At 43.1% G+C, this 19,676-nt stretch carries 29 protein-coding genes and 3 tRNA genes; 26 read left to right on the top strand and 6 right to left on the bottom strand.

The window, feature by feature from the left end:
* The first annotated feature begins 47 nt into the window (after positions 1 to 47).
* From LC1Nh_RS05540 to LC1Nh_RS05525, 4 genes are all read left to right on the top strand, one after another.
* A complete protein-coding gene (locus tag LC1Nh_RS05540) occupies positions 48 to 461 on the top strand; it encodes a CBS domain-containing protein (protein WP_153550707.1) in 414 nt (137 codons plus the stop codon).
* Positions 462 to 1,625 (top strand): cation:proton antiporter, encoded by a 1,164-nt coding sequence (locus LC1Nh_RS05535; protein WP_153550706.1) that lies wholly within the window; start codon positions 462 to 464, stop codon positions 1,623 to 1,625.
* A 48-nt stretch (positions 1,626 to 1,673) separates the two neighbouring features.
* Positions 1,674 to 2,855, top strand: a complete 1,182-nt coding sequence (locus LC1Nh_RS05530) for a hypothetical protein (RefSeq protein WP_153550705.1) — start codon at positions 1,674 to 1,676, stop codon at positions 2,853 to 2,855.
* 39 nt (positions 2,856 to 2,894) lie between these two features.
* Positions 2,895 to 3,020: transfer RNA gene (locus LC1Nh_RS05525), tRNA-Gln, on the top strand.
* A gap of 58 nt (positions 3,021 to 3,078) precedes the next feature.
* On the opposite strand, the gene LC1Nh_RS05520 is transcribed toward LC1Nh_RS05525, so the two are convergent.
* From LC1Nh_RS05520 to LC1Nh_RS05510, 3 genes are read right to left on the bottom strand one after another with little or no spacing between them, the layout of a single operon-like run.
* Positions 3,079 to 4,302 carry a COG1361 S-layer family protein gene (locus tag LC1Nh_RS05520; RefSeq protein ID WP_153550704.1) on the bottom strand — a complete coding sequence of 408 codons (1,224 nt, stop codon included), beginning with the start codon at positions 4,300 to 4,302 and terminating at the stop codon, positions 3,079 to 3,081.
* Positions 4,299 to 5,456 (bottom strand): MMPL family transporter, encoded by a 1,158-nt coding sequence (locus tag LC1Nh_RS05515; RefSeq protein WP_153550703.1) that lies wholly within the window; start codon positions 5,454 to 5,456, stop codon positions 4,299 to 4,301. Before LC1Nh_RS05515 ends, LC1Nh_RS05520 begins: the two co-directional genes overlap by 4 nt.
* Entirely contained in the window at positions 5,453 to 6,550 is a 1,098-nt protein-coding gene (locus tag LC1Nh_RS05510) for an MMPL family transporter (protein ID WP_153550702.1), read from the bottom strand. The genes LC1Nh_RS05515 and LC1Nh_RS05510 overlap by 4 nt, the downstream gene beginning before the upstream one ends.
* Before the next feature lie 56 nt (positions 6,551 to 6,606).
* Here LC1Nh_RS05510 and LC1Nh_RS05505 point away from each other — a divergent pair, with 56 nt between their 5' ends.
* The 7 genes from LC1Nh_RS05505 (at position 6,607) to LC1Nh_RS05475 (ending at position 9,531) form a co-directional block, all read left to right on the top strand.
* A complete protein-coding gene (locus tag LC1Nh_RS05505) occupies positions 6,607 to 7,164 on the top strand; it encodes a TetR/AcrR family transcriptional regulator (protein ID WP_153550701.1) in 558 nt (185 codons plus the stop codon).
* 57 nt (positions 7,165 to 7,221) lie between these two features.
* Positions 7,222 to 7,773 (top strand): homing endonuclease associated repeat-containing protein, encoded by a 552-nt coding sequence (locus LC1Nh_RS05500; protein WP_153550700.1) that lies wholly within the window; start codon positions 7,222 to 7,224, stop codon positions 7,771 to 7,773.
* 40 nt (positions 7,774 to 7,813) lie between these two features.
* Positions 7,814 to 7,958 (top strand) — tRNA-Gln (locus LC1Nh_RS05495).
* Between the two features lie 138 nt (positions 7,959 to 8,096).
* Positions 8,097 to 8,294, top strand: coding sequence for a hypothetical protein (locus tag LC1Nh_RS05490; protein WP_153550699.1), 198 nt, complete (start codon positions 8,097 to 8,099; stop codon positions 8,292 to 8,294).
* A gap of 87 nt (positions 8,295 to 8,381) precedes the next feature.
* The gene (locus LC1Nh_RS05485; RefSeq protein WP_153550698.1) at positions 8,382 to 8,798 is read left to right on the top strand and encodes a hypothetical protein; all 417 of its coding nucleotides are present in this window, start codon (positions 8,382 to 8,384) and stop codon (positions 8,796 to 8,798) included.
* The gene (locus tag LC1Nh_RS05480) at positions 8,795 to 9,208 is read left to right on the top strand and encodes a hypothetical protein (RefSeq protein ID WP_153550697.1); all 414 of its coding nucleotides are present in this window, start codon (positions 8,795 to 8,797) and stop codon (positions 9,206 to 9,208) included. Before LC1Nh_RS05485 ends, LC1Nh_RS05480 begins: the two co-directional genes overlap by 4 nt.
* A gap of 38 nt (positions 9,209 to 9,246) precedes the next feature.
* Entirely contained in the window at positions 9,247 to 9,531 is a 285-nt protein-coding gene (locus LC1Nh_RS05475; RefSeq protein ID WP_153550696.1) for a peptidylprolyl isomerase, read from the top strand.
* A gap of 14 nt (positions 9,532 to 9,545) precedes the next feature.
* Here the strand turns inward: LC1Nh_RS05475 and LC1Nh_RS05470 are convergent, their stop codons facing one another.
* Entirely contained in the window at positions 9,546 to 9,719 is a 174-nt protein-coding gene (locus LC1Nh_RS05470) for a hypothetical protein (protein WP_153550695.1), read from the bottom strand.
* A gap of 95 nt (positions 9,720 to 9,814) precedes the next feature.
* On the opposite strand from LC1Nh_RS05470, the gene LC1Nh_RS05465 reads away from it, so the two are divergent.
* The 8 genes from LC1Nh_RS05465 to LC1Nh_RS05430 all read left to right on the top strand — a co-directional run bounded on the left by LC1Nh_RS05465 (position 9,815) and on the right by LC1Nh_RS05430 (position 13,309).
* Positions 9,815 to 10,297 (top strand): 30S ribosomal protein S13, encoded by a 483-nt coding sequence (locus LC1Nh_RS05465; RefSeq protein ID WP_153550694.1) that lies wholly within the window; start codon positions 9,815 to 9,817, stop codon positions 10,295 to 10,297.
* Between the two features lie 62 nt (positions 10,298 to 10,359).
* Positions 10,360 to 10,941, top strand: coding sequence for a 30S ribosomal protein S4 (locus LC1Nh_RS05460; RefSeq protein ID WP_153550693.1), 582 nt, complete (start codon positions 10,360 to 10,362; stop codon positions 10,939 to 10,941).
* Positions 10,941 to 11,327, top strand: a complete 387-nt coding sequence (rpsK, locus tag LC1Nh_RS05455) for a 30S ribosomal protein S11 (protein ID WP_153550692.1) — start codon at positions 10,941 to 10,943, stop codon at positions 11,325 to 11,327. Before LC1Nh_RS05460 ends, rpsK begins: the two co-directional genes overlap by 1 nt.
* 60 nt (positions 11,328 to 11,387) lie before the next feature.
* Positions 11,388 to 11,960 (top strand): hypothetical protein, encoded by a 573-nt coding sequence (locus tag LC1Nh_RS05450; RefSeq protein WP_217907029.1) that lies wholly within the window; start codon positions 11,388 to 11,390, stop codon positions 11,958 to 11,960.
* Between the two features lie 48 nt (positions 11,961 to 12,008).
* Positions 12,009 to 12,638 carry a hypothetical protein gene (locus tag LC1Nh_RS05445; protein WP_153550690.1) on the top strand — a complete coding sequence of 210 codons (630 nt, stop codon included), beginning with the start codon at positions 12,009 to 12,011 and terminating at the stop codon, positions 12,636 to 12,638.
* Between the two features lie 69 nt (positions 12,639 to 12,707).
* Positions 12,708 to 13,037 (top strand): hypothetical protein, encoded by a 330-nt coding sequence (locus tag LC1Nh_RS05440; RefSeq protein ID WP_153550689.1) that lies wholly within the window; start codon positions 12,708 to 12,710, stop codon positions 13,035 to 13,037.
* The gene (locus tag LC1Nh_RS05435; protein ID WP_153550688.1) at positions 12,983 to 13,192 is read left to right on the top strand and encodes a hypothetical protein; all 210 of its coding nucleotides are present in this window, start codon (positions 12,983 to 12,985) and stop codon (positions 13,190 to 13,192) included. The genes LC1Nh_RS05440 and LC1Nh_RS05435 overlap by 55 nt, the downstream gene beginning before the upstream one ends.
* A gap of 34 nt (positions 13,193 to 13,226) precedes the next feature.
* Positions 13,227 to 13,309, top strand: a tRNA-Leu gene (locus LC1Nh_RS05430).
* 5 nt (positions 13,310 to 13,314) lie between these two features.
* Here LC1Nh_RS05430 and LC1Nh_RS05425 read toward each other — a convergent pair.
* Entirely contained in the window at positions 13,315 to 13,632 is a 318-nt protein-coding gene (locus LC1Nh_RS05425) for a type II toxin-antitoxin system PemK/MazF family toxin (protein WP_153550687.1), read from the bottom strand.
* On the bottom strand, positions 13,632 to 13,949 hold the full coding sequence (locus LC1Nh_RS05420) for a MarR family transcriptional regulator (protein ID WP_153550686.1): 318 nt from the start codon (positions 13,947 to 13,949) through the stop codon (positions 13,632 to 13,634). Before LC1Nh_RS05420 ends, LC1Nh_RS05425 begins: the two co-directional genes overlap by 1 nt.
* Before the next feature lie 105 nt (positions 13,950 to 14,054).
* Between LC1Nh_RS05420 and LC1Nh_RS05415 the strand changes: the two genes are divergently transcribed.
* The 7 genes from LC1Nh_RS05415 to LC1Nh_RS05385 all read left to right on the top strand — a co-directional run bounded on the left by LC1Nh_RS05415 (position 14,055) and on the right by LC1Nh_RS05385 (position 19,634).
* The gene (locus LC1Nh_RS05415) at positions 14,055 to 14,297 is read left to right on the top strand and encodes a ribbon-helix-helix domain-containing protein (RefSeq protein ID WP_153550685.1); all 243 of its coding nucleotides are present in this window, start codon (positions 14,055 to 14,057) and stop codon (positions 14,295 to 14,297) included.
* A gap of 2 nt (positions 14,298 to 14,299) precedes the next feature.
* Positions 14,300 to 14,599 (top strand): type II toxin-antitoxin system RelE family toxin, encoded by a 300-nt coding sequence (locus LC1Nh_RS05410; protein WP_153550684.1) that lies wholly within the window; start codon positions 14,300 to 14,302, stop codon positions 14,597 to 14,599.
* A gap of 28 nt (positions 14,600 to 14,627) precedes the next feature.
* Positions 14,628 to 14,876, top strand: coding sequence for a hypothetical protein (locus LC1Nh_RS05405; protein ID WP_153550683.1), 249 nt, complete (start codon positions 14,628 to 14,630; stop codon positions 14,874 to 14,876).
* 42 nt (positions 14,877 to 14,918) lie between these two features.
* A complete protein-coding gene (locus LC1Nh_RS05400) occupies positions 14,919 to 15,251 on the top strand; it encodes a toxin-antitoxin system TumE family protein (protein WP_153550682.1) in 333 nt (110 codons plus the stop codon).
* Positions 15,248 to 15,652 carry an HVO_A0114 family putative DNA-binding protein gene (locus LC1Nh_RS05395; protein WP_153550681.1) on the top strand — a complete coding sequence of 135 codons (405 nt, stop codon included), beginning with the start codon at positions 15,248 to 15,250 and terminating at the stop codon, positions 15,650 to 15,652. The genes LC1Nh_RS05400 and LC1Nh_RS05395 overlap by 4 nt, the downstream gene beginning before the upstream one ends.
* Positions 15,653 to 15,705: 53 nt before the next feature.
* A complete protein-coding gene (locus LC1Nh_RS05390) occupies positions 15,706 to 15,882 on the top strand; it encodes a DUF433 domain-containing protein (protein ID WP_153550680.1) in 177 nt (58 codons plus the stop codon).
* 704 nt (positions 15,883 to 16,586) lie between these two features.
* A complete protein-coding gene (locus LC1Nh_RS05385; protein WP_217907028.1) occupies positions 16,587 to 19,634 on the top strand; it encodes an S-layer protein in 3,048 nt (1,015 codons plus the stop codon).
* The last annotated feature ends 42 nt before the right edge of the window (positions 19,635 to 19,676 follow it).

Below are 19,676 nucleotides of genomic sequence, written 5' to 3'. Positions count from 1 at the left end.
ATTTTTCGGATAAAGTTATTTTAAGCAGTTCTAATTAAATCCATTGTATGCTTACTGCCCGAGAGCTTATGGATGAGCCTGACTTCATTCGGTATGATGCAGGTATTGATGAGGTTGTAGATGAATTGAATGATAAAGAGAATACTTTGATCGTCCGTAGAGATGGCGAGTTTGTCGGTGAAATCCATGAGCAGTCACTTCTCAAAGTTTTGATCCCTGAAGACCGTTTAGATGAGGAGAAGGTTATAGGTATTCTAGGGCTATCATTTGATCAACGGTATGTTGCGGAAAATGCTGAAGACATAATGAACGAGCACGAAGTAACAGTTTCTCCAGATGAGGAAACAGGAGAAATAGCTTTCCTTATGGACAGAGAAGACCTTAGATCGGTCCCAGTAGTTGAAGATGACGAAGTTATCGGAGTAGTACATGAAAACAGGCTTATAGAGGAGATCCACTAAATGGCAGCAGGACTATCAGGAGCAACACTATTAAACGTTGGTATAGTACTTGGAGCATCATTCATAGTAGGAGAGCTGTTCGAGAGGATAGGACTGGAATCAATACTTGGATACATACTAACAGGGCTAATACTAGGACCTTCCGTACTTGATGTGATCTCAGCTAGTTCTGTCTCCGGTTTTGCCACTATAGGTGCCACACTTATACTTTTCCAGGCAGGGCTTAGGGAACAAAATGTAAAAGAAATATTCAGTCACAAAGAAGGACTTCAACTCGGTCCTGCGATCCTTCTAGGAGGCTTCGCATTCATATTCGCTGCCCTATACCTTTTCGGAGGACAGTACCTACCATACTCCAGTCTTGAAGCCTTCGCATTCATAGCACTCGGCTACTCCATCGTCGACATCGGAGTACCGTCAAAGATAATGCTGAACCGAGGAATGCTCAGACAGGAAACAGGAAAATACACAATAAAATCCTCAGTCATCAACGTCTCCGTAGGATTCATCATCCTCACAATAATGGTTATACTATCCACTTCAGGACTACAATCTCAGCTAGTCAAAGCTGCCTCAATTTTAGGGTTCGCAGGAGCATTCTACCTCCTACACGAATTCATAGAGATAATCGACGACTACATCATAATGTTCGAGGAAGCAGAAGCACAGTTCGCCATAACATTCGCCCTACTACTGTCCATGAGCTATGTAACACAGACAATAGGGCTTTCAAGCGTCCTAGGCGCATTCTTCGCAGGGGTACTCGTCTCCAGAAGCGACTTCACCGACTCCAAAGCCTTCCAAGAAAAAATACAAGGCATCAGCGAAGGACTATTCATACCGGTATTCTTCGCATGGTTCGGACTAGGACTAATCCTAGAAACAATAATACTCAACATAGAAGCAGCAACCGTGCTCTTCCTACTCTCAACAATCTCAAAACTAGCAATAGGCTACATAATACCAAAACTCCATGAAATGGACAACCCATTCACAATAGCAGCCAGCCTAATCAGCCTAGATATAGAAACACTGGTCGTACTCCTAATAGCAATCGACCTCGGAATCCTCACAGAAGAAATACTCCAAATCTTCGCACCAAGCGTCCTATTCTCAACCCTCACAATCGTAATACTCTACATGCTGATAGATAGGAGAGGCTGAGGAAGGTTCGCCGTACATTTTTTATTTATATTTCTAAAATAAAAAACTGTGTCTTCGAATAATAGCGGTTCTAAAAAGTCTGAAAAAGTAAAGAAGGTTCTAAGCAGAGCCAAAGAGCACTATCAAGAGAATGAGGAAACATACCGCAAGCTGGGGCAAAAAGCAAAGGAAAGAGCACGTAAAGCCAAGCAGGAGGCTGATGAAGCAGGTGAAGAGGCGAAAGAGGCTAAAGCCGAACTAGAGGAGGGAGAACAGCAAGGAAGTCCCAAAGAAGAAGGTGAAGCTGAAGATATAGAAGGAGAAGCTGAAAGAGATCTTGCAGGTGCAGAGAAAGACGAGGACGCAGCGCTAAACGCAGAAGAGGGACAACTAAAACAGATTAAAAGCCAGGAAAAAATTGTTGAGAGTCTCCAAGGAGAGGCAAAACAACTTTTTGAATCAGCTTTGAATGATTTAGGTGGATTGTATAACAAGTTTCAGAAGGTCCAAAGTGATGATTACGATATCAACCTAGGTAAGAAAGATTACGATGAGGTTGAAGTTGTTTTGGAAAGATTGGAAGAAGCACTTTATGTTCTAAATACCTCCATTGATATGGCTTCCGAACTTACAGGTGAAATAGAAAATCTTGAGGAAGAGGAAGCATTCGTACAAAATGTCTCATCAGAAATATCTCAGGAAACAGAGTTTATGGAAAAAACGGATAAGGAACTGATGAAAGTCTTTGCAGAACTAAGAGACCAAAAAAGAGAGAAAAAAGCGAAGGCAGAAGCAGAAGAACTTCAAGAAGAAGAAAGACATGAAGCACAAGAAGAACAAGAAGAAGCTAAAATTGACAAAACACTGAAAGAAGAGGACATGGAACTCGAAACAATAATCAGAGAAGATGAGGAACTACTTGACTACCTACAGAATAGCATAGATAGCTTAGAAGACATATACAAACTACTTTCAAAAGAAAAAGGCATATGGAAACACGTCATAGGAACCAACCCGCCGCTTAAAGACATACAAAATACTTACAACGAGCTTAGAGATGCCTATGGTGCTGACTCTAAAAAACTGCAGAAAGCAGAAAGCGAACAGTCAAAAGTTAGAGATAACCTGCCATCTCCACCAAGTGCAGGAACAGCAGCTCGAGCAGGCACCACGGTCTCGAAAATCCTGATTCTATTAGTGGTTGTGATTGTTATTGCTTTGGTTTCGCTCTGGGGAGTGCCAGGTCAGTGATCTATACATAAAAGATACACGGGATAAGAATCCTACTAGAGTCCCCTAGGGTAGTGGTCAATCCTACCAGCTTCTGGACACTGGCTCCTATGGAGGCAGTTTGAGAAGAGGTATCTCTTCGACGGGAAATGGCTGGTGACCCAGGTTCGAATCCTGGGGGGACTAAACTGTTTCCTGAGAAAAAGAGAGAGAAGAGAGGAAATAATTGAAAGGATGTAGGCGGTTACTGTTTTTGATTGGTTACTTTGTCTCTGATCTTGTTTCTGAATAGGTATGCTGCTCCGCTAATTGCTAGGATTAGGATGGCTATGGCAGGGAGTGGGATGTCTGAACTTTTTTGGCTTTGTTTTACTTCTGCTGGTGTTGTTGTGTCTTCTACGAATACTTCTGTGTCTTTGACTCCTCTTATTTCGAAGTCGAGTAGGTATTCTTTGGCTGCTGCGTCTGTTTCTGTTTCTACTTCGAATACTGCTTCTCCTTCCTGTCCTGGTTCAAGTGTGCCGATGTACTGGCTGGAGGAGTCGTAACTGAATGGCTGGTCGGAAGAGTCCATCACTCGTATTCTTGTCGAGGAAGATTTTTCCTCTCCTCTGTTCTTAACTGTTAGACGAAGTTCTTCGGTGCTCCCGGTTTTCAAGCCGCCTTCGACACCTGTTACTTTGAACTGTGGCTTGCCTTCTATGTTTAACTGGAAGCTATCGGTTTGTGTTACCTGGCTTGTGGAGTCACTTGCAGAGTAACTGGTCTTTGTTGAAAGCTCTGCCATTCCGGCAGGCGCCGTCTTGTTAAGATCCAGTACGAAGGTTGAGGTCTTTTTCTCTCCTGGATTAATGTTTCCAAGAGCTTTCCTGGTTGAGAAGCTGGATGTCTGTTCAAAGTACTCTGGTGCTTCAAGATTAAGGACAACATTCTCAGCGGTTTTATCTCCGTTGTTCACGAGATCAATAGATACCTGGTTGTTATCCGTGTCAGGCATCAACTGCTGAGGCTGAGTCTGAAGATTTGCAAGGTTCAACTCTATATCACTGCTTTGAACCTCTACAGGAACATTTACAGTCCTATTAAGATCTCCGCTGATGACTCTAAGCTTGAAGTCGTTGCTTCCGTCCGGAGCATCTTCCGCAACCAGTACCTCGGTACTGATCTGGTATTCCTGACCTGTCTCAAGGCTTCCAAGTCTGTAAACCTTTTTCCTATCCTGCTTCACTTGGAAAGGATAATTATCGAGCAGCCTGACCTCTACATCTTCTGCGTCAGTTCCTCCCGTGTTCTCAATCTTGAAACGGAGGTCTCCCTGCTCCCCTGACTGCAGAGGCACAGGATCAGTGTTAATCAATGTAGACTCGACATTAGAGCTCGGTCCCTGGTTGACTTGCGCCAAACCATTGCTAGCTATAAATGCTGTAATGATGATAAGTGCCGTTGTCTTCATGTTAAGTAGTTTCATTGTTGTGATTCACCTAGTATAATTTGAAAAACACCTCTAGAAAAATACTGCTGGATATACTTGTCATATATTACAAGCAGGACAGGTATCAAGGTTAATGCACCGATGTAAGCAAACAAGGTTGTCAAAGTCAGCATCGTACCTAGATCTGAGAGGAATGTAATCCTGCCGAATGACAGTGCTGTAAAACCGATTACAGCTGCCACCAATGCAATCGTCATAGGGTTGATAATACCTAGAATCATGTTTTGAACAGATCCCTGAACACTCAGATCCTCTCGTTCCTCTCTGTATCTTGAAACACTCTGGATACCGAAGTCAATCGCAATACCCATACCCATCGAAATAGCTCCTGAAGTCGCAGGACTAAGATTAAGCCCCAACAAACCATAGACACCGAAACCAGACATAATACCGAAAATCAAAGCTGAAAGAGATGTCAAACCATTAGCCACAGACCTGAAAAGCACCACAACCAGTACAAGAACTCCTACAAGAGATATTAAAGTCGTCTGTCCCTGAGTGCTCTGACTCTGCTCCTGAAACGCCTGGTTGATGAAAGGATCTCCAGTATACCCGGCTTCAATACTTGCAGGCTTATCATTTCTCTCAACAGACTCCTTAATCCTACCTGCAAGCTCCTCCGCCTCACCTGAAGAAATACTGGTGGACGACACCCTCATAATTGTAAAACTGTAGTCATCAGAAACATACTGAGACGCCTGTCCTGAACTCTTCATCTGGCTCCAAGCCTCCCGCTTCGTAGAAGGACTATCAACAAGATCAGCCGCAGAATCAACCGACACAACCTCATTCATTGATTCAACATCACTTGAAACTGTTTCAATATACCTCAACAACTCAGGACTCCGTACATCACGGATTTCAGTAGAGTTAACATGGTTAGGAGATGTCTCAAGCAGCACGGTATATGTGGAGCCGCCACCCCTCTGCCCGAACTCCGAACCAATTATATCGAACGCGTTAACAGACTCTATAGTATCTGGAAGCAAGTCCTCATTGTTTTGCTCAACTGTCTCAACGCTTGAAGCTCCTGAAGCCATCAATCCGACAAAAACAATCAATAAACCAAGAAAAGCTAAAGGATGCTCCGCAACAACCCTAGAATACTTTTCTACTACAGCCTCAATCATTTACTCCACCTCTCATACTCAAGTATAAGCGAAGGCGTAATCACCAACGCCGAAACAAGAGTTAACGCAATCCCAATTGATAAAGTCAATCCAAGATCTCTTATGAAAGAAATTGACGCAATCAAAAGAGCTGAAAACCCTACAATAGTCGTGGTCGAAGAACCAAGAATTGCAAGCCCTGTAGTAGGTACTGCACTTCGCAAAGCCTCCTCAACACTTCCTCTTTCATCCTTCTCCTCGATAATCCTCTCAGTAATGAAAGAACCATACTCAACACCCAAACCCAAAATCATAGCACCTAAAGCAATCGTTGCAATAGTAAGAGGGATGCCCAGATGCCCCATAGTACCTAGAGTCCATATCAAACCGATAAACAAAGGTACAAAAGTGATCGGACCGTAAACCCGTCCACGAGTCAAAGTAAGCAAACCAAGGATCAGCACGGAGGCGATCGAAATAGTCGTAACCGAGTCATCCACCAAGGTATCACCTATATCCGTCCTGATCACAGGATTCCCTGTAACTGTAATATCAATACCGGGCTGCTTCGGAGTCTGCTCAAGATTCTTGTTAATCTTCTCAGTAGCCTTCCTGATATTCTCCTCACTCATCTCCTCCTCAAGACTCACATACATCTGAGTAGCCGTAAAATCACGGTTGAACAACTGGTCTCCGGATCCGGAAGCCTCAACAACCCTCTTAACCTCCTCCTTGGACCCAGGTACTTCTGTAAAGAATGAAGCAGAGGAACGCACATTACCTACAATAGTCTCAGAACTAAGCTCCTCCTCCAAATCCTTCTGCATCCTGATCATATCAGGACTCCGCACATCCGACACAAAACTATCTTCCTTAGATTCATCATTGGTCTGGAAAAGTATAATTATGGATGAAGAAGAACGGAACTCGGACTCAACCTTATCCTGAGTCTCAATAGGACCTAAATCATCAGGAAGACTCGACTGAAAATCCGTCTCCAACTGAATACTCGGAAGACCGGTAGCTAACAAAGCCGTAACCAAAACAGAACCAACAATAACCTTCTGCGAATGCCTGACCTGAATATCAGCCAATCTCTCAAGAAAAACCTTCATCTATAATCAAAGTACTGAACCACACTCTTAAAATACTGAATGAACGTTCAGTCAACATGGTCAATGATTCAAAAAACGAGATAATGGAAGCAACCAGGAAAGCACTAGCCAAACACAGCTACTCGGAGCTCTCCATACAGAATATCGCCGACGAATTCGACAAAAGCAAATCACTTCTATACCACCACTACAACGGCAAAGACGAACTTCTACTGGACTTTCTAGACTACATGCTGGAAGACTTCGAAAACAAAGCATTCACATGCAACTGCACAGACGACCAAGAAAAATTCAAAGCAGCAGCATTCATGGCCTTCAAACTACCCGAACAAGACGACTTCCTCAAAACACTTATCGAACTCAGAACCCAAGGACTCAGAAACCCAGACTACAGACAAAAACTCCACAAATTCGAAGAAATGTACAAACAAAAAATAGAAGAAATCCTCCGCGACACAGCAGAAGGAGACCTAGGCAGTGAATCAATAGAAGATATCTCTCAATTCATCCTCTCAATAAATAATGAGGCAATGCATAGAAGGGCTATTGGGAAAGAAGTAGAACCTCTAGAGAAGGAATTGGAAAGGTATCTTCAGCAGCTCTCGGTATTGTAAGCTACAAAATTCTGTTCTCTTATTTGGATATAAGAGTGGGTTCAAATAACAGTGTGTATGAGTTATTCGGAGAAAGAGTGTTTGGATGGGCTGAGAAAAGCCGAGGCTAAATTAGGCCACAGCCCAACAATAAGAGAATACAATGACGCTGATTTTGTTCCTTCTTCAGCGTCAACTATAGTAGAAAAATTTGGGTCGTGGAATGAGGCCAAAAAGCAAGCTGGATTAAGCCAAAACAGACAGAATAGCCAAATTGAGCCAAAACCAGAAGATGTGAATATTCCAGATGATAAATCTTGGAGTCAACTCTCTCCATATCAGAGATATTACTATAAAAATCGGGAAGAAGAAAAGAGCAGAACTAAAGAGAGAACTAAAAAACTGAAGAAATGGTTTAAGAGTTATAAAAGCAACTTCGAGTGTGAAAAATGTGGTGAAGACCACAGAGCTTGTCTTGATTTCCATCATACCGAAAATAAAGAAGCATCGGTTACAGATCTTGTATCTCGGAAAAATACTTCTAAGAAGAGGATAAAAGAAGAAATCGAAAAATGCATAGTCCTATGTGCTAACTGCCACAGAAAAGAACATCACGAACATGCTAACTAAAGAAGTTTTTAAGATTTCCTCAACCACACTTATCTAGAATAGTCCCCTGGTGTAGTGGTCAAACATCTAAGAGTGTTTTGACCTCTCTGGATGGACAATTCATTTCGGCCTTTGGCAACCAAAAAGCGCCATCGTTTTTTGGTTGAAGACAGCCGGAGACCCAGGTTCGAATCCTGGGGGGACTAAACTACTCTTCTTATCGCAAATAAAAGCCGTAAATCCTTTTTTATTAAGATTCTTTGTATACTATGTATTGATGTCTTCTTTCCGTAATAATCGATTTACTTTCAGCTTCTTCTGGTAATAGGGTGGTGAATTAAATTATGGAGGAGAGAATTCCTAGTCCTGCTGGAATAAGCTTGATTGGTGCAGCGACCGTTGTGATACTGTATTGGGTTCATTTGGTGGCTCTCGGGACAGGTATCGGAGAGACAGGCGTTGAGATCACCTTGTTTATCTCGGCGTTCCTGGCACAGTACATCCCATTGGCTGCTTTGAAATCGGATCTCCAAGAAGTCTGAAAGCAGGAAAGAACTTTTTTCTTTATTTCTTGCACCCCCCCCTTTTTTTAGTAAGATAAATCTGAGGTCATAATCTAATTTGTACTGATGGATGAGGATAGCCTTATTTCGGATGTTTCTCTGGTGTTAGGTATAATTGTGACTTCTTCAGGGCTTGCTCTGGTGGCTTCGTCTGCTTTTGATGCGGCAGTTTTCAGAGTATTTTTCGGTTTTGTCCTTGTATCTGTAGGCTACAAGGTCTCTTGGCTTGGGGCTCACAGATTTGAATCTTTTGAGGATATCTCAGAGAAAACTGGTTCTCTGAAAGGATCTTCAGGATATCTTAAAGACGGTTTCAGAAACCTTGTCTTAATTTTTGTTGGGCTTATGATGTGTGCAGAGGGTACTGTCTTGTTTGCTGAGCTTGTAATTAGTTTTGATTTGGTGCTTGCTTTCTTATCTGGTTTTGCATGTTTTACAGGTTATCTGGTTGCTCATCAAGGGATCAATGAGGTGGCGATATGACTAAGCAGAGGAAGAGAGCTTTCCTTAGGTATACGGCTTTTACAGCATTGATACTGATCGCATCTTTTTCACTTGCGTTGACAGCTGTCCGAGCCAGAATTGCGTCTTATAGCTATCTATTTTTCACGACTCTGGTGGTTTGGACGGCTTATTTGTCGGCCCATAAAGTAGAAACAGGTAGATTCATTGATGGAAAAGATACTCAGAATCAAAAAGGAAATAAACTTGGTTTGAAAAATAGGAAAGAAGCAGTAGGTCTTGTAGCTGGAGGTTTGATTCTTGTTCTTGGAATGATAATAGGTGTTCCTGCAGTTGCATCAGAAAATCTTGTAACGACATTTCTGGCGTCGTCAATATTCTTTTCTGGGTATATAGTGGCGCACTACTCGGCTACCAAGGAGCTACTTTAGCAACTTAACTAAAAGATTCCAGTAACACAATTATCATTATGGCAGAAGAGGTCAAGGCACGACACATACTGGTTGACAGCAAAGAACATGCTAAACAGATCAAACTGGAGCTGGAGCGGAGTGATAAAACTTTTGAGCAGATGGCACGGGAGAAGTCAGAAGGTCCTTCAAGTGAGAAAGGAGGCGACCTAGGATTCTTCGGAAAAGGAGAGATGGTCCAACCGTTCGAAGAAACAGTATTCGACATGGAAACAGGAGAAGTCTCCGACCCTGTTAAGACAGAATTCGGATGGCACCTAATCAAGAAAGAAGATGAGCGCTAATCTTCTTTCTCTCTTTATTTTTCTCTCATCTTTCTTTCGAACTTCCATAATTCGTCTCTGGAAAGTATGAATGCTATGAAGAAGCAAGTTGTAACCAGGAAAGGGCTCATGTCGGCAACTGCTGTGGAAAGTCCTAGGCTGAACATTCCTCCTGAGAAGAAGTACCTGAGTTTGTCTCTTTCGATCATGGTATAGGTTTCTTTGACCGCGGGTTTAATTTCTTTCCACGGGTTTACCACCTTTATAAAATTTAACAGGACTTCTCTAATCACGGGTATCTTTCATGTCTGAAACAAAAGAAATAGTAAGAATTGCACGAACCGGAATCGACGGTACAAAGCCGGTAGGCAAAGCTATAACTGCTTTAAGCGGAGTCGGCGATATGTACGCAAACGCAGTAGCAGAAAAACTAGGATATAACCAAGAAAAAATCGGAGACCTATCCGACGAAAAAATAGACGAAATAGAAGAAGCGATCAAGAATCCAGATCAGATAGAGGTACCTGAATGGCTCAGAAACCGGAGAAAAGACAGAGAAACCGGAGAAAACGGCCACCTAATCGAATCAGACCTAGAACTCAAAGAAGAGTTTGACATCAGAAGACTCAAACAGACAGGAACATACAGAGGATGGAGACACAAGATCGGTCTCCCGGTCAGAGGACAGAAAACCAAATCCAGCTTCAGATCCGGTTCAAAAGTTGGTGTAGACACAGCTTCCATCAAGGAAGAAGCATCAGCCGGTGGAGACGGAGACGACGAATAGGTGACTCAAAGATGAAAATCAGAGATTTTCAGATTAACAGAAGCACAGAGGTGCTTCGATAAATGGTAAAGAAACTTAAAAAACAATACGAGACGCCTAACGAAGGCTGGAACGAAGAAAGAATGGACCGTGAAGAAGAACTAATGGAAGACTACGGTCTCAAAAACAAGAAAGAAATCTACAAGGCACAAAGCCAGCTAAGAAGCTTCAGAAGACAAGCAAGAAAACTTGTTGCAGAAGAAGACGAAGAAGCCAAGCAAGAAGTAATCGACCGTGTAAACAACCTAGGGCTGATCAGAGAAAACGCAGGACTTGAAGCACTTCTCACACTAAAAGTAACAGATATACTAGACAGGAGAATCCAATCAGCCGTCGAAAGAAAAGGCTACGCAGACACACCAAAACACGCAAGACAACTCGTAGTCCACGGACACATTTACATCGACGGAGAAAGAGTAAACACTCCGGGATACCTCCTAACACAGGAAGAAGAACAGCTACTAGAAGAAAGAATCCCAGAAACACCAGATGAAGAAGAAACAGAAGAAGAGCCTGAAGAAGTAGAAGAGGAAGACGCTGAATCCGAAGACAAAGAGGAAGCAGAAGAAAACGATACAGAACAAGAACAGGAGGAGAATGAATAATGGTTAAGAAAGGACTTGTACACATTTACTCAAGCTTCAACAACACGATCGTCCATCTAACAGACGCAACAGGAGCAGAAACACTGTCCAGAATCACATCAGGACAGACAACAGACAAAGGACGACTCCAAGGCTCAGCATTCCCAGCAATGAAAGCAGCCAAACGTGTAATGGAAGAAGCAGAAGAAAAAGGAATCGAAAAAGTCGACATCAGAGTAAGAGCACCAGGAGGACAGAAACAGAAAATGCCTGGACAAGGAGCACAGCCAGCAATCCGTGCAATCTCCAGAAACGAAGATATCGAAGTCGGCAACATCGAAGATGTAACACCGGTACCGCACGACGGATGCAGAGAAAAAGGCGGAAAAAGAGGAAGAAGAGTATAAAAAACAGCTCTTTTCCCCAAACACAACTTTACTATCTATTTGAAGAGGCTTGATTCAACTGTGAAACTTGAAATTCTAAACGAAGAAGACGATGTACTTGAAGCACAACTATCAAACGCTAACCCAGCAGTCGCAAACGCACTGCGAAGAAGCATGATGACCAAAGTCCCAACACTAGCAATCAAGGAACTACACATCAACCAGAACGAATCCGGTCTCTTCGACGAAGTACTAGCCAACAGAATGGGACAAATCCCACTGACAATACCGCAAAACATCGACGAAGACGACACAGTCCACATCGCAGTACAGCAAGAAGGAGAAACAGCAGTCCACGCATCCGACATCCAAGCAGGAAACGACGAAGCAGAACCAGTTAATCCGGACGCACTGATCGTCGAACTCAAAGAAGGACAAGAACTAACACTCGAAGGCGAAGCAGAACTCAACACCGGAGACGAACACGCCAAACACCAAGGAGGAACAATCGGATACCAGAAAACAGACGACGGACAATTCGTATTCCGAATCGAATCCACATCTGGATACACAAACAAAGAACTACTGCAACAAAGTATCCAAGAAATAAAAGACGAGCTAGACGAATTCGAAGAAGCAGTAGCCGAACTTTAGTACTGACGCATATCTAAATAAAGCTTTTCTTTCAACTTTCTCTTTGTTATGCCAGAATTTGATCCTGACAATCTTGGGAGCAGAACTGTAGAAGAACTTTCTTCAGATCATGCGCAACAGCAGATAGCGGAAGAAGAAATTGAAGAGGAAGGAGAGGAGCTCTTAGTTGATGCAGAGGAAAATCTTACGGGAGAAGAATTGGAACAAGATGGTCTTGAACAGGAAGAGCTGGATAGAAATGCAGCATTAAGAGCACAAGGCTATGATGTATTTGAAACTGGAGTTGCACAGAATACTGTCTACGATCCAATCCTAAATGAACTGGAAGGTATCCTGGGATATGATGGGGATGCTGAAGCTGTTCCAATGGTTGGAGAACTTGTAGATGGGGAAATCAGTTCACAAAATGTAGGAGTAGATTACAGGATTACTGAAGTACTTGTCGACACATCCAGCGATATCCAAGTACCTGTTTCTCATTTTGCAGATGAAGATACTCGCGAAGCAGTTTACCAGAGAACTGATGTTGATGTAGATGTGGCTGAAACAGATGAAGGATATCTCATCTCAGTAGAATCTCAGGGCCCGGAATCCGTAGAAGAAGGTGCAAGAGCAGTAGCTATCGCAGTAGCAGAATTAGACCAAGAGTTTAGAAGAGTATACGGTCACGAAGAATAATTTTTCCTTCACATTTCTTTTTACTTATCCGATAATATGTTATAACTTTTTTCTCACAACTTTCTCCGTATGAGCGGTCAAGGAGATCCTGTACAACATGCAAGGCGGTTATACAATGAAGTACTTGAACCAGCACGGAAAGCAGTTGCTGCGGCAGACCATCATCCCGAAGTACCTCTGGAACAAGATTCTGTTCCAAAAATAGGAGCGGTACAGAAGACATATGAGGATGGCGATGAGGATGAGGCCATGCAGGACTTGAGAGATGCTGCATACTCACTTTCTAATGTCTGGGACGAAGCACGCCAATATATCAGCGGTCCTTTTCCCGTGAATTCAATGCGATGTACGGCGGTAAAAGCATCAGTAGAGAAGATCAAGAAAGATACGAAGAAGTAATTGAAACTGCAGCGATGCTTGAAATGGAGCTCAAAAGACTGGATGACGCGGTAGCACAGGTATTAGAAGCTCCTCCTAGTGCCGAAGAATGGGAATATAGAATGGAGGGGGACAATATTCAAAACGAATACTTCGACAAAGGAGATTTCTTTTAATACTCACCCAGAAAAACTCTAATACACTGCATTAGCCGGGGTAGCCAAGTGGCCAAAGGCGCGGGACTTAAGATCCCGTCCCGCAGGGGTTCACGGGTTCGAATCCTGTCCCCGGCACTTTCTTATTCAATATAGTCTCTCAATTGATCTGCTATATTTTGGGTTGTTTCTTCGTTAAGTCTTCCAATATGTTCCTTTATGGCGTCTTTTTTGATTGTTGTAACTGTCCAGGGTGATGCGAAACTTTCTTTTGGCAGTTTGCCTTCCGAAAACTTTTCTTCTGGCAGGGGGATTGCTTCACTTCTTTCAGTTGTTGTAACAAGAACGACTAGGCATTCTTCATCGCTGAAAGGATGATCTCTGTTACTGATGATTATGAATGGTCTTCCACTGTTTCCGCCGATGAAGTCAGGACCTATAACTACATCTCCGCGATCCATTAATCTTCGCCGAAGTAGTCATCGTTTACTGATGAGGAACTTCCTTGAGTCATCGCAGTTATAGAAGCCAATCGATCATCCTCAATAATAGCCCAGTACTTTCCCTTGTGGCGCACCAAGCCTTGGTCCTCTAACCTGGATAGTACAGCACCTACACTACCTTTCTTCAACCCGGTCTCACTTCGAATCTCCTTAGGAGTAAACGCCTTATCACTGTTCTCACTTAGGAACTCTAAAACCCTGTAACCCTGTGTGTCTTTATCCAAACTCAGTAGATCGCTGGGTTGAGACTCAAACTCGTCAATAGTAATTGCCATTGTAACGAAATGTAACTATCCGTTAAAATTTATAACTTTTCGCATCGAGCCAGGTTATGCTCCTAAATCACAAACTTTATTAGATTATAACACTATAGTAAATCTATGCCGACTATCAGTGTAAATGTACCGGAGAAGATGAGGGAGAAAATCGACGAACTAGCCGAAGAAAACATGTACAGCAACACATCAGAATACATCCGAGCAGCACTACGAAAACAGATAAACGAGGACACAGGTCTAACGCCGGAAGAAGAGGAAATAGTAATAGAGCGACTGAGGCAAGATGAAGAAGGTGAGAGTAATTATTTGTCTATTGAAGAGGCTAAGGATCAACTAGGGCTGTAACTATGGAAGTTAAAATCAAAGAAAGAGCTCTAGAAGATGTGGAGGGCTTTAAAGAATCGCATAGAGCCTGGGTAATAGATAAGATAATGGAGCTAGAAACGGAGGGAACTAACCACAGAAATGCTGATTTGATTAGAGTAAACGGCCGCCAGGTGTTCAAGTATGTCATGAAGAAAGGTTCAAAAGGAGGAAAAGACTACAGAGCGATATTTGACATAGAAAATAATAGGATCGAAGTGAAAGCAATATTCCACAGAGACAAGGGATACGACAAACAGATGATATCAGACAGACTGAACTAATAAACACTTTCTCCCACAAAAACGAACTATGAACACCAACCAGATAGAAAGATTTCTAGAATTCATTGTCATCGGCATCGTCATGGGGACAGTAGAGGACCTTATAGCGGTTAAGCTAGCTACTGGTGAGACGATCGACCCCAGCATGATATTCGTCGTAGTGGCCGTCGCGATACCATTCGCAGCATTCTCAGAACTAGTAGTAGACAGGCCAGACATCCGACCGATGAGAGAAACAGCAGAGAAACTAGAGCAAAAGTTGAAACGCTTGCTGTAAAAAACACTTTCTTAGGGGTTAAACCCCAATGCACTTAAATCTTTGAGAACAATAACAACACATAAAGGGTGCGCTAAACTGGCAGAAGTGATCTTCCAAGACAAGAGAACGGAAGGAAGCATAAAAATCGAGGCAATAGTCTACAAAGTAGAAAAAAGCCAAGAATATCCACAAGGACAAATATACAGCTTCCAAACCCATAAAAACGGAAAAACAGTACTAAGATACGACAACTACAACAAACACTCGGACGTCAGACATCACAAACATATAGGCGAAGAAGACACCGCACCAATACAGAACCCGCCAGAAAAACAAGAACAAATACCTAAAACCTACGAAAAATTCCTTAAAGAGGTAGAAAAACACCAATGAAACAAATACCCTACGGAAAAAACCTAGTCATAAAAGAAGAATCATTCAAACAATTCAAACAAGAATCAAAACAAAGACTAGAGAAAGCAATAGAAGGAGAAAAAACAGAATCAGTACTAAGCTTCGACAACCCCGAAAAAATAAGACAACTTCTCACGGAAAAAAGACTGGAACTCATGCAGAAACTGATGAACGAAGACCCAGAAAGCATTACACAACTAGCAGAACAACTAGACAGAAATGTGAAAGAAGTCCACAACGACCTCAAACTACTAGAAGAAAACAAGATAGTATTTTTCGAAAAACAGGGAAGAAAAAAGAAACCAATCATACCCTACAACGACATCAAAGTAGACTACAGCATAACCAAATCACTCACCGAAGACTCCGCAAAAGCCTAAAACCCATTACTAGACCCAATAAATATTCTGGATGATTCAACAGGGCAAGTCAGATAGTATCTACTGAGGATGTTCTCGGTGGAAAACGCAGAATCAAAGGCAGCAGGATAAGAGTGATTGATGTCATAGAATCCTACCAGGAGCTCGGATGGGATATAGAAGAGATATCTCACGAATACAATTTAACACCTCAACAGGTACTGGACGCGATGAAGTTCTACCATACTTAACCTAGAAAACTTCTCCTAGAACACTTACTATGCAACTATCCTTGACACCAAAACAATAACTAAACATCCGACAACCCTTTCTTCACTTCACAGTTGCAAAACCTGAAAGTTCGATTTTTAACGAACAGAAAACCCAACAAACCAAGAACTGTTTAAAACAACTCTAGACTCTGCAAAAAACCCCAAATTGGCAGAAACCCTTCCTAAACACGTTGTGAACCTTTAAAACATCTTAGAAAAAAGTCGAAAACAAACTCGTTCATACTTCTGTAAAAAATACTACAAAAACATAAAAAAGCTTCAAAAACACCCTCGGCAAAAATACGGACACCAAAACAATGTTTGAACGCTCGAGAACGGTCCAAAACGGTTCGTGAACGGTTAAAACACGCCTAAAATACACAGCATTTAAAAAGGTGTCTCATCTTATACAACCATAAGACGAAGCAACCACTATATCCCAGAAACCTACTGGGACCAATCCGATTCCCACTTCAAATAATATTCAGTAACACGCCCACACGAGAAAAAAGGGCCGAAGTTTTTTTCCGGGAATCGGGATCCCGCGGAGAGCAACCCATTTTTCCTCAGGGCGCTCCGACAACAAAAAACCAAGAAACATGAGGAAAAGACAACCTGCCGACACAAAGGGTTGTCTCAAAAACAAAAAAACACGATGTGTCAAACATGAGGTTTACTTAATCATGAAATCAATCAAGAAGATTACCAACAAGGTAACAGACAACTTTTCAGCCCTTGCTGGTTCCGCACTACTCGTAGGGGCAACCCTAACTGGAGGAGCAGCACTTGCTTCTGCACAGAGTGGGTCCAGTGGATCTAGCATGGACGCAGACCTAGCAGACTATCCAACACCATTCGTAGACGAAGACGGAAACGTAGAAACATCAATCGTCCTCGGATCCGACGCAAAAGTAACAGACGTAGTCGGAGCAACAGAAATCGCAGGAAGCCTCGGAGCAGCAGCATTCGGAGAAGAATCCGTAAGCACAGGCTCCGGAGTATCAGGAACCTGGGCAGCAGACAACGGAGTAACACTAAACAGAGATAACACAAACCTATTCCTATACGAAGGATCCGGAGACGGAATCACAAGAATCGACGATCAGGACATCAGTGTACTGGAAACCACATCATTCCAGTCCGCAGACAGCAACGATGTAGAAGTAGAACACGATGTCAGAGTAGAGGACCAATCCCAGCAATTTGAAGCTGAAGGAGATTACGACGATCCTATCCTTCACCTAAACAATCCTGCATCAGTCAGTGATTCTGAAGGAGAACACCTATTCTCAGCAACAGCAGAATTCAGTGACTCAGTAGACTTCGAAGAAGCAGGTGACAATGATGACTCAGCAACAAACGCAGATGAATACATCGAAGATGGAGATACAGTTGAACTCTTCGGAACAGAGTACACATTCTCCGACGATTCTAACAGTGACGAACTTGTTCTTTATGGTTCAAGCGATAGAGTAGAAGTTAACACTGGAGAATCCACAACACTTACAGTTGATGGAGAAGAAGTTACAGCTGAAGCAACATATGTTTCAGAAGGAGACTCAGTAACAGCAACAGTTTCCGTAGGCGGAGAAACAGAAACAGTAGAAGAAGGAGACTCAGTAGGTCCAAACGGAAACATCAGAGTATCCGACATCTACAGAACCGGTCCAGACGGACAAGGTAGAGTAGCATTCAGCCAAGGAAGCGACGAACTAACCATCGATCAATCAAGTAACGAAGTTCAAGTAGACGGAGAAGAACTTGACGGAGTATACGTAACAGTTGATGGCGGAGATTTCACATCAACAGAAGCAATCAACTTCTACTTTGGAGCACAAGACAACGATGAAAGCTTCATTGAGCAGGGAGAAACTTACGAAGATCCACTCTTCGGACTAGAGTTCCACTACGGAGGACTCAACCCAGACACAGCAGACGAAGACAACGCAGCAGAAACAATCGAAGTTACTTCAGAAAACGAAGGAGTCTCAGAAGTAACATTCACAACAGACGGAGAAGAAGCAACAGTACCTGTACACACAGACAGTTCCGATACTGACGACGACGAATCCGTATTCGGAGACGAAGACGGAACAATCGCACAGTACGAAGGAGAAGCAGTTGAAGAAGACGACAGAGTCGTACTCAACGCTTACGAAGAAGCAGACATGTACGAAGTAACAGACGTCTCAGACTCCGACCTAGGAACTGAAAGTGATGGAGAACTATCCGTCACACTCGAAAACGTCGTCACAGGAGAATCTGTCACAGTAGAAGAAGACGGACTTGATCTAAACAGTGGAGACAGCGACGTCTACGATCAAAGCGCTGGAACCGCAACACTTCAGGACGAATCAATCGAAGGAAAAGACTTCCACGTAACATTCGAAGACGGAGAAGAAGTCAGCTTCGTAAGAAGCACAGCAGACGGAAACAGACAGCTATGGCCTGCAATGTACACAGCAACAGACTCAGCAATCGCATTCGACGCACCAGACACAGACGTCGACAACGACGGAGAAACAGAAACTGGAATCGAAGCAGGACAAGCATTTGATGTCAGCGACCACTTCACTGCAACTGTAGGAGATGGACTTACCAGCTCAATTGACTTGAGTTCTGATGATGTAGAAATCACTATTGGTACTGGAGACCTCTATGAAGTTAGAGTAAACACCACAGAGAACAGTGATGGAAGCGGAGCATCTTCGGTTCAATCCTTCAGCTCTGACACTGCAGGAGTTACACTCACCTCTGGAGAAGCTGATTACAATCACATCCAAAGCATTGAGGTAGTCAATGCAACAGACGTAGGAACTGTTGATGTTGATCAGCCTGCAGCAACCGATCAAGACACATTCGATACCTCAACCACAACAGAGACTGCTGACATTCCAAGCGGAGTTGTTTCCAACGACGCTACAGCAACACTCACGTTTACAGGTTCCAACTATGTAAGTACTGCAAACGTCGATAGTGACTTTGCACAGTACAACCTGACAACCGACAATGGAATGGTTGATCTAGGTGATAGAAGTGACGATGACGCTGATTCAGCTGTACTCTTTACTCAGCCTGAAAACGATCAGGATGAGGAAGAGGCTTACGTCCTAGAGACTAAGTCTGACGATAGTGAGGCAGCAAGCGTAGCTTCCTACTCTGGATTTGAGACAGAAGACAGAAGTCTGGAAGATGAGGACGTCACAGTTAACTATGATGAGTTTGGAGCTTACGTAAGTGTTGATGATGAAGGAGACGATGAAGAAGTTGTCTCAATCAACATGCCTAGTGGACAGGCAACATCAGGATTCGCTATGACTGGTGCTGATGGTGCGCTTTCCGCTGATGGTTCTTCCGGTGGTTCTGCTACTGCTGCAGCGCCTACTGGACAGTATGCATCAGGTGTTCTTGCTGACGACGGTAACGTTGGTCAGGTTAAGAACAATGACAATTTGATCCTTGTTGGTGGACCTAATGCCAACAGTTTGACTCAGGAATTGGTTGATGATAACCAGACCATGCCTGCCGGTAATTACACTACTGGTCAGGGTATGATTCAGATGGTTGATGGTTTCAGTGAAGGACAGTCTGCACTTGTTGTTGCCGGTGCTACCGGAGAAGATACAAGAGCAGCTGCTGACTTCCTTGCTGACTACCGTAACAACCAGGACGCACTGGAAGGACAGAGCAAGGTCACAGTTGAAACCAGCTCAGGAACAGTAGTCGAGTAAAGCTCTCGACCAAATTCTTTCCTTCAATTTCCTTTCTTTTCT

Source organism: Candidatus Nanohalobium constans (assembly GCF_009617975.1).
Classification (GTDB): Archaea; Nanohalarchaeota; Nanosalinia; order Nanosalinales; family Nanosalinaceae; genus Nanohalobium; species Nanohalobium constans.
Note: the sequence above shows the minus strand (reverse complement) of the source record. Positions and strands in the feature narration are given on the sequence as shown.